We start from the raw sequence: 14,282 nt of genomic DNA, 5'->3' as shown, positions 1-14,282 counted from the left end.
TAATACTAATTCCAACTATATCTATTTTATTAGATATATATTTCCATATAAATGGAATAGAAAAATGGCTTATTGTTTCCATAATAGCATTCCTTTATGCATTAGCTTTTCGAAAAAGACTCAACATAAAGATTTTTTAATATGTTCCGTCAAGAAGCCTTAAACTATCAGAAATGGAAAAGCACTGCAGTACTATTTAGCAGAATTCCTGCTTGGTTAGTTTTTTCCATTTCTTTCGTTATTTTTACTGCATTTATTTTATTTATTAGTTTTGGCAGTTATACTCGCCGTGAAACTGTTGTAGGCGAGTTAGTGATGCAAGCACACCCGATTATCCTCTCTGCACCTAAATCCGGCTATATTTCCGAAAGTTATATTTAACCCTCACAAGTAAATGGAACAGAAACGCCACCTTCATCACTACCTCTATGATGCCTACTTGATTACCGAAGGAATCACTTTCGGCTTTATCAGCTAATGTATTATGAAAGCCTGTACGGGGCGATTTAAAGAGATCAACCCTGCAGTTTCCGAGGTTTCATTGCTGTTCATTATTAAATTTGTTTGGGTTGGCTAAGAAAATTTTTCTGCGCTAACTTGGCAAGAAAACATTAAGCAAGAGGTGGTTTTCTGTTAGAATTTTGCAAATTTTTACAAAAAGCGACCGCTTTCTACTATAAAAGCACTTCTATTTCTGCTTATTCTATATACTTTCAGCCATACCTTCCTTCAAAGCTCTCTATTCTCCATATCAATGTTTTCCAATCAAAGTCAGTCATTGTGTGATATATATCACATTTTTACAATAAATTAACAATGTGTAATTGACAATGATTATCAATTTCATAGAATTATTCCTGTACTTATACACTAGGTACATGTAAATCACCACTTTCACAGGAGAACATTTATGAAAGAACTGACAAACAGTTGCTGTTTACACCATGTTTCAGGTGGGAATTCAGGATATGATTATGATCCTAACTGTCCGGGTTGTAATGGGGAGTGGGAGAGAGAAGACCAAGAAAAAGCTAGAATTTCTAGAGAAAGCTTTTCAAATTGGATATCATTTGTAGGAGGTAATGCCGTAGGAGCAATCGCAAGCGCATCTGGAATAGGTGCCGTTGCTTCTAGAGGAATATCAGTTGCTGCAGCAGTAGCATTAAAACCTGTTGGTAACTATATGTACGATAATCCAGAGGCATGGAGACATCCTGATTATGAATAAAGCCTTAAAAATAGTTTATGAACTTATAATAAATGCTTTATTAGTTTATTTAGCTATTCACTTTTTAGAATTCAAAAGTCCAATACCTGGAGGTGAAATCTTTATTATTTGTACTATTACTGCAATTTCTTTCATAACTAAGTATATTTTTTCTTATATTAATAAGAAATGTATATTGGTAAAAGATCAATAATGTTCCGTCAAGAAGCCTTAAATTATCAGAAATGGAAAAGCACTGCTGTGCTCTTTAGCCGAATACCTGCATGGTTAGTCTTTTCCATTTCTTTCGTTATTTTTACTGCATTTATTTTATTTATTAGTTTTGGCAGTTAGTATTAGCCTTTCCCTTTATCTATTTTATTCTTAGAATGGTTACTTATTTAATTTATCGCCAATTGAATGAAGAGCAGATTATTAAAGGTGCAAAAGCCTATTCTCATTTTATGGAAACCTTGTATGGTATTACGACATTAAAATCATTAGGATTAGAAAATAAACGACAAGAACAGTGGATGTCATTAAATTCTGATGTTTTTAATACCTCAATTAAAGTCACCAAATTCGATATGCTGTTTTCAGGTATTCATACTTTTATTTCCACCATTGAGCAAATTCTGATTTTATGGATTGGGGCAACAATGGTGATTGAAAATGTGATGACATTGGGGATGTTTGTTGCCTTTAATGCTTATCGGGGCTCTTTCTCTTCCAGAATGGGGAATTTGATTGATATTGTATTTAATTTAAAAATTCTTTCTTTGCATCGTGAACGGATATTCACAATGATATTATGGCAATGCCGATGAATTATGAAACCTTATTAGGAGAGTTGGGGAATAATTTGTCCAGCGGACAAAAACAACAATTATTTGTTGCTCATAGACAATCTACCATTCAATCGGCAGATAGAATTATTGCCCTGAATGAAAGTTAAACTAATTCCTCTTTTTCTGTTATTGCCGATAAAGTTTATTGTACGTGATAAAGGCTATTCAAATAGAATGTGGTACATATAAAAAAATCGGGCATTAGCCCGACTTTTTTACTTCTTCCAACCTTTCAACGCATCAGCAAAAGCATTATTGCCAAAAGATTGACGCTTTTTCTGAGCATTAAAGCGGTCAGATTTGTCAAATTTTTTGCGAATTTGACCGCTTGTTTGATCGGTTTTATCTGTCGGTTTATCGTCTAAACGCATTGTTAAGGCGATACGTTTGCGTGGAGCATCAACTTCTAGCACTTTTACCTTCACGACATCGCCTGTTTTAACTACTTTGTGAGGGTCTTCCACAAAACTGTTAGACAGCATTGAAATATGCACTAAGCCATCTTGATGTACCCCAATATCGACAAATGCTCCGAAATTAGTTACGTTAGTCACCGTTCCTTCTAAAATCATTCCGACTTTCAAATCGCTGATTTCTTCTACACCGTCCATAAAGGTGGCGGTTTTAAATTCTCCACGAGGATCTCGTCCTGGTTTTTCAAGTTCTTTGAAAATATCATTGACCGTAGGTAAACCAAATTTTTCATCAACAAAATTTTGGGCATTTAGGCTATGAATTTTAGTTGAATTACCCATCAATTCACTCAGGGTTGATGATGTCGCTTGTAAAATTTTCTCTACCACTGGGTAAGCTTCAGGGTGAACGCTTGACGCATCAAGCGGGTTCTTTCCTCCTAAAATTCGCATAAAGCCTGCACATTGCTCAAAGGCTTTTGGCCCTAAACGAGCCACTTTTTTCAAGTCAGAACGGCTTTCAAAACGTCCATTCTCATCACGATATGCCACAATATTTTGAGCAAGGGTTTTGCTCATTCCTGCCACACGAGAAAGAAGTGGTGCAGAGGCGGTATTCAAATCAACCCCTACTGCATTTACGCAATCTTCAACCACCGCATCTAATTTACGAGCAAGTTGTGATTGATTTACATCGTGTTGATATTGCCCAACCCCAATAGCTTTCGGCTCAATTTTAACCAATTCCGCCAGTGGATCTTGCAAACGGCGAGCAATAGATACCGCCCCACGCAAAGAGACATCTAATTCAGGAAATTCATTTGCTGCCAGCTCAGAAGCAGAATAAACCGATGCCCCAGCTTCGCTCACTACAACGGTTTGTGGTTTCCAATCCACAGCTTGCTTAATAATGTCTTTGGCAAAACGTTCTGTTTCTCGAGAGGCTGTGCCATTTCCGATCGCAATTAAATCGACATTATATTTTTTGCCTAAGGCGTAGAGCGTTTGTCCTGCTCTTACAGGATCGGTTGTATGCGGATAAATGGTGGCGGTGTCTAACAGTTTTCCTGTGTTATCGACAACAGCAACTTTTACCCCTGTACGCAAACCAGGGTCTAGCCCCATTGTATTTCTTGCACCTGCTGGAGCTGCCATCAACAAAGCAGAAAGATTACGGGCAAAAACATCAATTGCTTCTTCTTCCGCTTTTTCACGCAATGTAGCCATTAGCTCTGTTTCAAGGTGAAGTAGGGCTTTGATTTTCCAAGTCCAGCTGATCACTTGAGTTCGCCAGTTATCAGCAGGCTGTTGGCGAAGTTGTACACCCAAATGTTCACGAATAATTTCTTCGCAATAGCTTGAACGAACACTTTCTTCTTGTTCAGGATCAGCATTTAAACTCAGTGATAAAATGCCTTCATTACGCCCGCGGAACATTGCTAATGCACGATGTGATGGCACATTTTTAAATGGTTCACTATGGGCAAAATAATCACGAAATTTTTCCCCTTCAGTTTCTTTTCCTTCAATCACTTTAGCTTCTAAAGTGGCGTTAGCGGTGAGATATTGACGAAGTTTTGCAAGTAGCTCCGCATCTTCCGAAAAACGTTCCATTAAAATATATCTTGCACCGTCAAGGGCAGATTTCACATCGGCAACACCTTTTTCAGCATCAACATATTGTTCTGCAAGGTTTTCAGGTATTTGTGATGGATCATTCCAAAGGCTATCGGCTAATGGTTCTAGCCCTGCTTCAATCGCAATTTGTCCGCGAGTACGGCGTTTTGGTTTATAAGGTAAATAGAGATCTTCTAATTCGGTTTTACTTTCTGTTTGTTCAATTTTCTGACGTAGCTCATCGGTCAGTTTACCTTGTTCTTCAATGGATTTAAGAATGGTTTGGCGACGATCATTGAGTTCTCGCAGATAAATTAAACGAGTTTCAAAATGACGAAGTTGAGTATCGTCTAATCCGCCTGTTACTTCCTTACGATAGCGGGCTATAAAAGGAATGGTATTGCCTTCATCAAGCAATGTGATAGCTGCAAAAATTTGCTCCGAACGCACCGCTAATTCTGCGGCAATAATTTGGCTGATGTGGTGATTGAGTAAATCAGTCATTGAATTTCCTTACTGTATGATGAATTTTATTTATTTTTAAATAATCCTAACGCTATTCCTGCCCCCAATAGCAAACACATAGAGAAAATTTATCACAAGGGGATTTTTCAACATAATCAGTATAGAATAGCGAGAGATGGGCTATTTTAGCGATAACAAAATGAATTTGAAAGAAAAAGGGCAAAAATGAAACAGTATGATGTGATAATTATTGGGGCTGGGGCAGCAGGGCTATTTTGTGCTGCACAACTTGGGCAAAATGGGCTGTCGGTATTACTGCTCGATAACGGCAAGAAAATCGGACGAAAAATTTTGATGTCGGGCGGTGGATATTGTAATTTCACTAATTTAGACGTATCGCCTAATCATTACCTATGCCAAAACGCACATTTTGTTAAATCGGCACTTTCTCGTTATACCAACTGGGATTTTATCGCCCTTGTGGCAAGCTATGGTATTGCTTATCACGAAAAGGAACTCGGGCAACTTTTCTGCGATGAAAGCTCGCAACAGATTGTTGATCTGTTACAGGCAGAATGTGAGAAAGGTAAGGTCAATATTCAACTTCGACAAGCGGTGCTTTCCGTTGAAAAATTTACCAACGATAAATCTGCAAATTTCTTTCAGGTTCAGACCGCTTGTGGCAGTTATCAAACGGAAAATCTAGTTATTGCAACGGGAGGGCTATCAATACCAGGACTGGGTGCATCACCTTTGGGCTATAAAATTGCCGAACAGTTTGCCATTCCTGTTGTGCCTATTCGTGCAAGCCTTGTACCATTTACTTGGAAGGATAGCGATAAACCTTTTGCTAGCTTATCGGGTATTTCATTACCTGTTAGCGTAACAAATCGAGATAAACGCTTTTCTAATCAAATGCTTTTTACTCATCGTGGATTATCTGGCCCAGCCATTTTACAAATTTCAAACTATTGGGATATGGGGGAAACCGTTGAAATTGATTTGCTACCGAGTGAGTCTATTTATGATATTTTACAAGAATTGCGTCAATCTTCGCCGAAATTACAGCTAAAAACGGTGTTATCTCGCTATCTTCCAAAAAAATTAGTGGAGCTTTGGTTTGAACAAAAACTGCTAGAAGATAAAGTCATCGCCCAATTAACCAAGCAAAATATGGATTTTCTTGTCAATTTTATCCACCATTGGCAATTTCTACCTAACGGAACAGAAGGCTACCGCACCGCAGAAGTCACAATAGGAGGAGTTGATACGGATTATATTTCTTCAAAAACAATGGAAGTTAAAAATACTCAAGGGCTTTATTTTATCGGTGAAGTACTAGATGTAACAGGCTGGCTTGGCGGTTATAACTTCCAATGGGCGTGGTCTTCCGCCTACGCTTGTGCAATGGGAATTGTGGAGCGTAAGCGGTAGGGTAGAGCAACTTCTAGATTGCAATCACATTGGCAACGTTGCTACAACAGCATAGCCTTTTTGCTCACCAATACTTTCTACTTGGGTATTAGCACTAATAAAGACTGATTCGCCTTGTTTTAGATGAATGGTGTTATTGCCTAAATCTAAATATAGGCTACCTTCCATCACTAATAAAATACTTGCACTTGAGCTGGTAAACCTTTCTTCACTGAACGCTCTAAAATCTAGACGCTGTAAGGCGAAATCTTGGGCTAATGGAGTAGGATATAAAAAGAGATTGCTTTCTTGCTGTTCAGGGTGGTAGCAAGGGATTATTTTCGGCACAACTTCACGATAATCAATGGTGCTTAATAGTGCAGGAATATCAACGTATTTAGGCGTTAATCCACCCCGAATAACATTATCTGATGCTGCCATCAGTTCAATATTTTGTCCGCGTAAATAGGCGTGGGGTAAGCCTGCACCTTGATAGATCCCTTCGCCTTTTTCAAGGTGTACGATATTAAATAGATAGAAACAAAGTAGCCCTGCATCAAGTTTTGTCAATGGTATTTCCATTGCATCTAAAGTATAAAGCACCCAGTACTCAGCTTGGTTTAAAGACAATTCTCCTTGCTGATAAGCAGGGCGATATTGCTCAATAATCGGTAAAATCCACTGTTCTAGCTGGGTTTGATCGGCTTGCATAATCTCCGCATAAACCTTTGGCAAACCTTGCTGTTGAATACGTTCTGCAAGCGGTGCTAAAGAGGCTCTATTTTGCAAATTTTGTATGATCTGCGTAAGAGGTTTAAATCCGTGAAGTAGCCAAAATTCTGATAATGCAATCATCATTTCAGGTTTATGATTGCGATCTTTATAGGTTCGATTGCTAGCCGTTAAGGGAATTCCCTGTTGTTCTTCTTGTAGGAACCCTTGTTCTGCCTGTGATTTTGTGGGGTGGAGCTGAATAGAAAGCGGTAACTTAACGTCTAAAATTTTCAAAAGATAGGGTAATTCATCACCAAATTTTGCTCGACTTTCATCACCCAGCAATTCAGGGGCTGTATCTAATAGGCGGTCTAAAGGGAGCCATTTCTGTTCAAATTCAACTAAAGAAGGGGCAGAGCGATGAGCTCCAAGCCAGTATTCTGCGTAAGGCTGTGCATTTTTATGCGCTAATTTCAACCAAGTAGGAATAAAATCTTCCCCTCCCCAATTATAGTGTTGATGCTTGCCCACTAATTTAAAAATCATTATTTGTATCCTCCAAAGAAATTCACGACTTTTTCAACATCTTGCAAATGTTTAATCGGAATAAATAAACGGCGACCGTTGCTTAAATCAATCACTAATTTCTGTTTATCCGCTAAGTTAATTTGTGAAATACGTTGATAATCAATATAGAATGCACTTAAGAAAAATCCGCGTTCTTTCAACAATAATTTGGGTTTACGCAAAAAACTACTATAAATAACCAAGATGACCGACATTCCTAACAGAAACAGCGTAAACGGTTGAATACCTGTTTGTAAACCTTGTGCAATGGTTAGCCCTATTAACCCAATTAAAATCCACGAGTCAATTTTTGCCTGTAGTTGTAGCTCAATCGCTAACTTGGTTTGCCCATTACGTTTAGGCACAATCACTTGTTCATAAATAGCATAAGAAAGCGTGAGAAACAGCCCGATAATAAGAATAAGATTTGTCATTTGTAAAAAATTAGAAAGAAAAGACCGCTTGTATTTTACCACAAGCGGTCTGATTCAGTAGATTATTTGCACATTAAGCTAATGCACCTGTCCACGCACCAAGAATACCGATAGCGAAGAACCCAACGATAATCCATAACGCATTGACACGATTACGCAATAACCACATACAAGCGAAAGTTAAGAGTAACGGTAATAAACCTGGCATCAAGCTATCTAAAATAGATTGTACCGTTGTAATTTCGGTTGTACCGTCTTGTTTCTCAATGGTTGCAACTACTAACGGAACGTTAATGCTCGTCCATTTTTGAACTAATGCCCCCATAATAAACAAGCCGAGAATTGAAGCGCCTTCCGTCAGTTTTTGTAATAAACCACCGCTCATATCTTGTACAACATCTAAGCCTTTTTTATAGCCATAAGTTACACCATAGTAACGTGTAGCAAGACGAACAAGATTAAATAGTACAAAGAACAGTAATGGACCTAAAATACTTCCGGTAAGAGCTAAACCAGCACCAAGTGCGGCAAATACAGGGCGTGCAGTTCCCCAATAAATTGGGTCGCCAACGCCTGCTAAAGGCCCCATTAAACCTACTTTGATCCCGTTAATTGCCGCATCGTCAATCGGTTTACCATTAGCACGCTCTTCTTCCATTGCAATGGTTACACCCAATACTGGTGCTGCAACGAAAGGTTGCGTATTGAAAAATTCTAAGTGGCGTTTAATCGCATCTTTACGTTCTTGTGAATTTGGATCCGGATATAAGCGTTTAATCACTGGCACCATTGAATAGCAGAAACCTAATGCCTGCATACGTTCAAAGTTCCACGAACCTTGGAATAGATTTGAACGGCGTACGACCGCATTTAAATCACTTTGCGTTACTTTTTTGATTTCAGTTGTCATATTACTACCCTTCTTAGTCTAAACGGTTATCAAGGTCATTGTTTGTTGCTTGTACTTGCACCACTTGTTTACTTTGATTGTATTTTGGGTGAAGTTGAATATAAAGAATTGCCATTACTGTACCCAGTACACCAAGTGCCACTAAGTTGAAATTAGTGAACGCTGCTACAACGAAACCTGTGTAGAAGAATGGCATTAAATGTCCTGCACGCATCATATTGATGACCATCGCATAACCTACAACTGCAATAAAGCCACCTGCAATTTTTAAGCCTGTTGTTACCACATCAGGAATTGCACTTAACATTGATTGTACTGTATCTGTACCTGCTGTCATTGCAACAATTAACGCAGGAATTGCAATACGCATCGCTTGAAGTAATAGCGCTGAACGGTGAATCCAATCTAATTTATTTAGATCCCCTGTTTCAACAGCTTTATCCGCAGCGTGTTGGAAACCAACGGTAATCGCACGCACAACATAAGTTAATACTTGACCTGCTGCAGCAAGTGGAATTGCAAGAGCAATCGCAGTTGGAATATCTTGTCCACCAACGATAACAAGAATAGTTGAAACCACAGACGCTAATGCTGCATCAGGTGCAAGTGCTGCCCCGATATTCATCCAACCTAGTGCTAATAATTCTAATGAACCACCCACAATGATCCCTGTTTTCATATCACCTAATACAATACCGATTAAGGTACAAGCGATTAACGGGCGGTGTGTTTGCCATTCATCTAAAATTGATCCCATTCCTGATACACAGGCAACAAGGAAGACAAGGACGATTTGTAAAGTAGAAATTTCCATACTGATTTCCTTAGATTAAGTTATTTTTCTTGAGTAAATCCATCATATATTGACGGCTGTCGTTTGATACTTTACGCACATCAAGCTCAATGTTTCGTTCATTTAACACTTTGAATGCTTCAATATCTTTTTCATCAACGGCAACTGCACTGGTGATCATCTTCTTACCATCTTTATATGCCATACCGCCAATGTTGATTGATTTGAAATCCACACCCGCATCCGATAAACGCAGCACATCTGTTGGGTTAGTGAAGAGCAACATCATACGCTCGCCTGCATATTCAGGATTGTTATACACACGCACCATCTTTTCAACATTTACAACGTGAGCTGTTACCCCCGGTGGAGCAACGCTTTTCAGCATTGTTGAACGTACTGAATCTTTGGCAACATCGTCATTAACCACCACAATACGACTAACCTTGCTCTCTTTTGTCCAACGTGTTGCGACTTGACCGTGAATTAAACGGTCATCAATACGGGCAAGACCAATCTCTAAATGCCCCACACCGTTAGCAGTAACCACTGCTGGCTCTGAAGGCTTAGCGGGTGCAACAGGCTCTGAAGCGGTTACTTCTGGCTCTTTTTCTGCAAATTTTAATGCACGCACACCACCACGCCCAGTTTCAAGTGCAATTTCGACTAGCTCTTGTAAACTTGGGTTATCATCTCGAGCCATAAAGGTTTCGACTAACATCGGCACATTTACACCCGTTACAATATCCATATTCTCGTTGCCATCAGCCACACGATTTGCCGCATTAAACGGACTTCCGCCCCAAGTATCGACCAAGAATAGAACCTGATCGCAATGTGCTAATTCGCCCGCTAATTTTGCTTGGTATTTGCCGATGATCGTTTCGGCATTTTCACCTGGGACAAAATCAATAGACGCAACATTTTCCTGCTCGCCGATCAACATCTCTGTCGTCTTGAGAAGTTGCTCCGCTGCTACCCCGTGGGTTGCAATAATAATCGCAATACTCATCTGCATTTTCCTTTTATAATAAAAATGAATGTTGAATTTATTCTCAAATAGAGTGAATAAAACAAGCGAATTGTAGAATAAAGGCGAATTTCGACAACTGCATTTACTTAAAAATGAGAGGTAGATCTCATTTTTTCGTTAAAGTTGTACAATAAAAAAGCACAAAAATACCCTAATTTTTTTATGAACAAAAATAATTAACAAGATAATTACAATTTTTGATATGGATTGATGAAATGGAGGGTAAAGAAGATATGGAAAGGGAAACAGAAAACCTAAAATTTGCATAAAAATAACCGCTTGCAAAAAACAAGCGGTTACTTTAGCTTAAAAATTTACAGAAATATTATAAACCTTTTGGAATACGGATTTTTTGACCTGGGAAAATTTTATCCGCATCTTTAATCACTTCTTTGTTTGCATCAACAATAGCAGTATATTTTGCTCCGTTACCGTATGCTTTCTCTGCGATTTTCCATAATGTATCGCCTTTTTGGATCACATAAAATTCGTCATCATTAGCAACTTGTTCACCATTTGCAATTCGTACTTCATCAATATTCACATTCGTGATACCAGCAATATTACCTGCCATCAATACCGCTTTTTCAATTGCTGCCGCACTTGATGCCACACCGCTAATTTTTGCAGTGCCATTTTCCACCGTTACTTGCACATCTTCCACACCTGGATTATCTTCTACCAAATGCTCTGTTACCGCTTTTGATGCGTCTTCTTCTTTGTTAAATAATTTTTTACCAATATCAGAAACGAAATCAAATAAACCCATTGTAAAGTCCTCTAAAATAAAAAGTTGATATTTGAGATTGAAATTGCTCAATCCGTCGGTTAGATTACAACAACACCAAGAAGTTCAACAAGAGAAATAAAATGAAATTAGCCGAAGCCTTAATTGAACGAGCAGATTTACAACGCCGTCTTGCTCAATTACAACAACGCCTACATCAAAATGCGCAATATCAAGAAGGTGAACAACCCAGTGAAGATCCACAAACATTATTAGTTGAATATCACCAAGTTGCAGAACAGCTAAAACAGCTTATTGTTAAAATTAACCTGACAAACCAGCGAATTACTCTTGAAAATGGCACAAAAATGATTGAAGCCTTAGCTGAACGAGATCATCTTAAAGCAACACACTCAATGTTAATTGGATTAGCTGATGCAGCAACGCCTGAACAAAATCGTTATAGCCGTAGTGAAATTAAAACGCTCTCGGCAGTAAATGTGAAACTACTTCGTCAGCAAGCCGATGAAATGGCAAAACAATATCGCCAGCTTGATACCCAAATTCAACAGGCAAACTGGCTAAACGATCTGTAAACATCAAATTTGGTAGTTTTTAAATCAAGGCGAATACACTCTCTGCTTGAGATTAAAGCACTAATTTATGCAGAAACGAAGGGCAGTTTCATTTTGATGAACAGTGTAGCCCAACACAAGTTATGCTGTAATGTAATGCTGTAAAATGTACAACCTCGTATTGATTGATTTAAAAATGAGGGCGGGAAAGGGGATAAGCGGTGGAATAAGTAAAAAAATTTACAAATCTTACCGCTTAAATTTTCCATTTTCTTGATTATTCCGCTAAAATTCAGCGTTTATATAAATTTATTTGAACAGGAAAAAACGTGAAACAAGTCCAATTTTACCTTCTAAGCCAAGAACATTCAGGAGAGCTACTTGCAAGCGAAGCCTTAGCTTGTGATTTAGCCGCTAATGCGTGGCGAGCAGGCAAAAGAGTTATTATCACTTGTGAAACAGAACAACAAGCCTTAACCATTGATGAAGCGTTATGGGCAAGAGATCCTGAGCAATTTGTCCCCCATAATCTGTCGGGTGAAGCCACAACTTATGCCACCCCGATTGAAATTTCGTGGCAAGGTAAACGTAATGCTCAACGTCGAGACGTGTTGATTTCATTACAATCACAACTCCCTGAATTTATTAACAGTTTCACGCATATTATTGATTTTGTCCCTGTTCAAGAAAACGAAAAAGCCCTAGCCAGAGAACGCTACAAACAATACCGCCAACTTGGCTGGCAGTTAAGTACGGAGCAGGTATAATAACTTACAAATCTTCCCTAACCCCTCTTTGCTAAAGAGGGGAACTGACTCAAACGAAAATGAAATATCGAAGTGCTTCAACAGGATTTTATATTTTCAGATGAGCTTATAAGTTTCTGCGATCTGATCCCCCTCTTTAGCAAAGAGGGGCTAGGGGAGATTTGGTAAACGTGAATTACGAAGTGAGAGATAATAATTTAGGCAGGTATAATGAAAAAACAGATGTTAGTTCAAATTGCAGAACTAAAAGAAAAGATTGCTCAATACCGACCGCTGTCGCCAAGCGAAGTACAGCGACTACGTGAAGAATTTATCATTGAAAGCACGTACAATTCTAATGCAATTGAAGGAAACACCATTACGTTGCGTGAAACGGTGCTTATTCTAAAAGAAGGAATGACGATAGCCGAAAAACCAATTCGAGAGCATTTAGATATTATCGGGTTTAAAGATGCGTTTAATTATATTTATGAATTAGTTGCTAATAATGAGCCATTAACGGAACGTACAATCAAAGATATTCATTCGCTCGTGTTAATGAGTAATGCGGAAAATCGTGGAGTTTATCGTAAAATTCCAGTGCGAATTTTAGGTGCAGAAAATGAGCCAACACCGCCTTACTTGATTGCGGAAGAAATGGCAACGTTAATTGCAAAATATCAGCAGAAACTCACCGCTTGTCATCCGTTAGAAGCAATTGCGTGGCTACATTTAGCCTTTGAAAGTATTCACCCTTTTATTGATGGCAATGGAAGAGCTGGGCGATTATTGCTCAATTTTGAATTACTAAAACAAGGTTATTTACCTGTGGATATTAAATTTACCGACCGAGTAAAATATTACAGCTATTTTGATGAGTTTCATCGCAATAATCAAGATCCTACGGCTTTATTGGAACTGATTGCAGACTATGAATTGCAAGAATTGGAAAGATATTTACACATTTTGGAGCGTTAAAATGACCAAAAAAGAAGCAATTGCTGAGCATCAACGCCAATTACATATTCAATTTAAAGCGTGGATGGACGATAAGAAAAAGCGTGAAGTACTGACATTTCAGCGACCAAATGGCAATATTGTTGAGCATTATCCTGATGGAAGGGAAATAGTCATTAAATATGCAAAAAAATAATTTAGCGATTTTTTACTGCGGAACGAATGGTGCAGGAAAAACTACCTTGCGTGGTTTTAATAAAGATACGGTACAAATTGTGATTGATTCTGATCATATCGCAATGCAGCTTAATCCTGATAACCCACGTTTAGCAGATAGTCAAGCAGGAAGAAAAGCGATTGAATTATTTAAGTTTGCTATTGCACATCAAATTTCTTTTTCAATGGAATCGACCTTATCGGGTAATTCTATTTTACAGCGAATGAAAAAAGCCAAAGAAAATGGTTTCTACATTCGATTAAATTATGTAGGCGTAGATGATCCTGATATTAACGTTAAGCGAGTAAAAGCTAGGGTAGCAAGTGGTGGGCATTTTATTGATGAAACAACTATCCGTAACCGTTATGACATCAGTTTGCAAAATTTAACCAAAATCGTACCGCTTTGTGATGAAGTATTTATCTACGACAATTCAGGTGAAGTCCCAAATTTAATTTTTCATCTTAGTGAAAATGAATTAATGCAATGGGTTGATGAATTACCGAAGTGGTGTGCTGAGTTGTTGGAAGAGTTGCTAACTTTGGGTTATACAAAATAAAATGTACTTTGTTATTCGTTTGACAAATCTCCCCTAACCCCTCTTTGCTAAAGAGGGGAACTGGCTCGGTACAACCTGATAACATCG

17 protein-coding genes and 1 pseudogene are annotated in these 14,282 nt (G+C 38.4%); 11 read left to right on the top strand and 7 right to left on the bottom strand.

What is annotated here, in order from left to right; all coding sequences use genetic code 11:
• Nucleotides 1-141 precede the first annotated feature (141 nt).
• From A1D25_RS09285 to A1D25_RS11195, 5 genes and pseudogenes are all read left to right on the top strand, one after another.
• The gene (locus A1D25_RS09285; protein ID WP_240327144.1) at nt 142-381 is read left to right on the top strand and encodes a hypothetical protein; all 240 of its coding nucleotides are present in this window, start codon (nt 142-144) and stop codon (nt 379-381) included.
• A 55-nt stretch (nt 382-436) separates the two neighbouring features.
• Nucleotides 437-577, top strand: a pseudogene (locus A1D25_RS09280) (NCS2 family permease); the annotation flags it as partial.
• A 333-nt stretch (nt 578-910) separates the two neighbouring features.
• A complete protein-coding gene (locus A1D25_RS09275) occupies nt 911-1,228 on the top strand; it encodes a hypothetical protein (protein ID WP_157395395.1) in 318 nt (105 codons plus the stop codon).
• A 368-nt stretch (nt 1,229-1,596) separates the two neighbouring features.
• Nucleotides 1,597-2,034: an ABC transporter transmembrane domain-containing protein gene (locus A1D25_RS09270; RefSeq protein WP_240327142.1), complete on the top strand. Its 438-nt coding sequence runs from the start codon at nt 1,597-1,599 to the stop codon at nt 2,032-2,034.
• Nucleotides 2,031-2,162: a hypothetical protein gene (locus A1D25_RS11195; RefSeq protein ID WP_275895812.1), complete on the top strand. Its 132-nt coding sequence runs from the start codon at nt 2,031-2,033 to the stop codon at nt 2,160-2,162. The genes A1D25_RS09270 and A1D25_RS11195 overlap by 4 nt, the downstream gene beginning before the upstream one ends.
• A gap of 108 nt (nt 2,163-2,270) precedes the next feature.
• Here the strand turns inward: A1D25_RS11195 and A1D25_RS09265 are convergent, their stop codons facing one another.
• Nucleotides 2,271-4,589, bottom strand: a complete 2,319-nt coding sequence (locus tag A1D25_RS09265; RefSeq protein WP_157395394.1) for a Tex family protein — start codon at nt 4,587-4,589, stop codon at nt 2,271-2,273.
• 186 nt (nt 4,590-4,775) lie between these two features.
• On the opposite strand from A1D25_RS09265, the gene A1D25_RS09260 reads away from it, so the two are divergent.
• Nucleotides 4,776-5,984 (top strand): BaiN/RdsA family NAD(P)/FAD-dependent oxidoreductase, encoded by a 1,209-nt coding sequence (locus A1D25_RS09260; RefSeq protein WP_157395393.1) that lies wholly within the window; start codon nt 4,776-4,778, stop codon nt 5,982-5,984.
• A gap of 24 nt (nt 5,985-6,008) precedes the next feature.
• Here A1D25_RS09260 and manA read toward each other — a convergent pair whose 3' ends face one another.
• From manA to lysM, 6 genes are all read right to left on the bottom strand, one after another.
• Complete coding sequence (gene manA, locus A1D25_RS09255) at nt 6,009-7,223, bottom strand: mannose-6-phosphate isomerase, class I (RefSeq protein ID WP_157395392.1); 1,215 nt, start codon at nt 7,221-7,223, stop codon at nt 6,009-6,011.
• Nucleotides 7,223-7,678, bottom strand: a complete 456-nt coding sequence (locus A1D25_RS09250) for a DUF986 family protein (protein ID WP_157395391.1) — start codon at nt 7,676-7,678, stop codon at nt 7,223-7,225. Before A1D25_RS09250 ends, manA begins: the two co-directional genes overlap by 1 nt.
• A gap of 73 nt (nt 7,679-7,751) precedes the next feature.
• Nucleotides 7,752-8,588 carry a PTS mannose transporter subunit IID gene (locus A1D25_RS09245; RefSeq protein ID WP_157395390.1) on the bottom strand — a complete coding sequence of 279 codons (837 nt, stop codon included), beginning with the start codon at nt 8,586-8,588 and terminating at the stop codon, nt 7,752-7,754.
• A 13-nt stretch (nt 8,589-8,601) separates the two neighbouring features.
• Nucleotides 8,602-9,402: a PTS mannose/fructose/sorbose transporter subunit IIC gene (locus tag A1D25_RS09240; protein WP_157395389.1), complete on the bottom strand. Its 801-nt coding sequence runs from the start codon at nt 9,400-9,402 to the stop codon at nt 8,602-8,604.
• A 10-nt stretch (nt 9,403-9,412) separates the two neighbouring features.
• A complete protein-coding gene (gene manX / locus A1D25_RS09235) occupies nt 9,413-10,393 on the bottom strand; it encodes a PTS mannose transporter subunit IIAB (RefSeq protein WP_157395388.1) in 981 nt (326 codons plus the stop codon).
• 346 nt (nt 10,394-10,739) lie between these two features.
• Nucleotides 10,740-11,183 carry a peptidoglycan-binding protein LysM gene (gene lysM / locus A1D25_RS09230; RefSeq protein WP_157395387.1) on the bottom strand — a complete coding sequence of 148 codons (444 nt, stop codon included), beginning with the start codon at nt 11,181-11,183 and terminating at the stop codon, nt 10,740-10,742.
• Nucleotides 11,184-11,284: 101 nt separating this feature from the next.
• Between lysM and A1D25_RS09225 the strand changes: the two genes are divergently transcribed.
• The 5 genes from A1D25_RS09225 (at nt 11,285) to A1D25_RS09210 (ending at nt 14,195) form a co-directional block, all read left to right on the top strand.
• Nucleotides 11,285-11,737, top strand: a complete 453-nt coding sequence (locus A1D25_RS09225; protein WP_157395386.1) for a DIP1984 family protein — start codon at nt 11,285-11,287, stop codon at nt 11,735-11,737.
• Between the two features lie 308 nt (nt 11,738-12,045).
• Nucleotides 12,046-12,483, top strand: a complete 438-nt coding sequence (locus A1D25_RS09220; RefSeq protein WP_157395385.1) for a DNA polymerase III subunit chi — start codon at nt 12,046-12,048, stop codon at nt 12,481-12,483.
• A 210-nt stretch (nt 12,484-12,693) separates the two neighbouring features.
• A complete protein-coding gene (locus tag A1D25_RS09215; protein WP_240327141.1) occupies nt 12,694-13,440 on the top strand; it encodes a Fic family protein in 747 nt (248 codons plus the stop codon).
• Between the two features lies 1 nt (nt 13,441).
• Nucleotides 13,442-13,615, top strand: coding sequence for a hypothetical protein (locus A1D25_RS10945; RefSeq protein ID WP_162853281.1), 174 nt, complete (start codon nt 13,442-13,444; stop codon nt 13,613-13,615).
• The gene (locus A1D25_RS09210; protein WP_157395384.1) at nt 13,602-14,195 is read left to right on the top strand and encodes an ATPase; all 594 of its coding nucleotides are present in this window, start codon (nt 13,602-13,604) and stop codon (nt 14,193-14,195) included. The genes A1D25_RS10945 and A1D25_RS09210 overlap by 14 nt, the downstream gene beginning before the upstream one ends.
• Nucleotides 14,196-14,282 lie beyond the last annotated feature (87 nt).

The organism is Ursidibacter arcticus (assembly GCF_009761375.1).
GTDB classification, from domain to species: domain Bacteria; phylum Pseudomonadota; class Gammaproteobacteria; order Enterobacterales; family Pasteurellaceae; genus Ursidibacter; species Ursidibacter arcticus.
The sequence above is the reverse complement of the archived record's forward strand: the minus strand, read 5'-3'. Positions and strand labels throughout refer to the sequence as shown.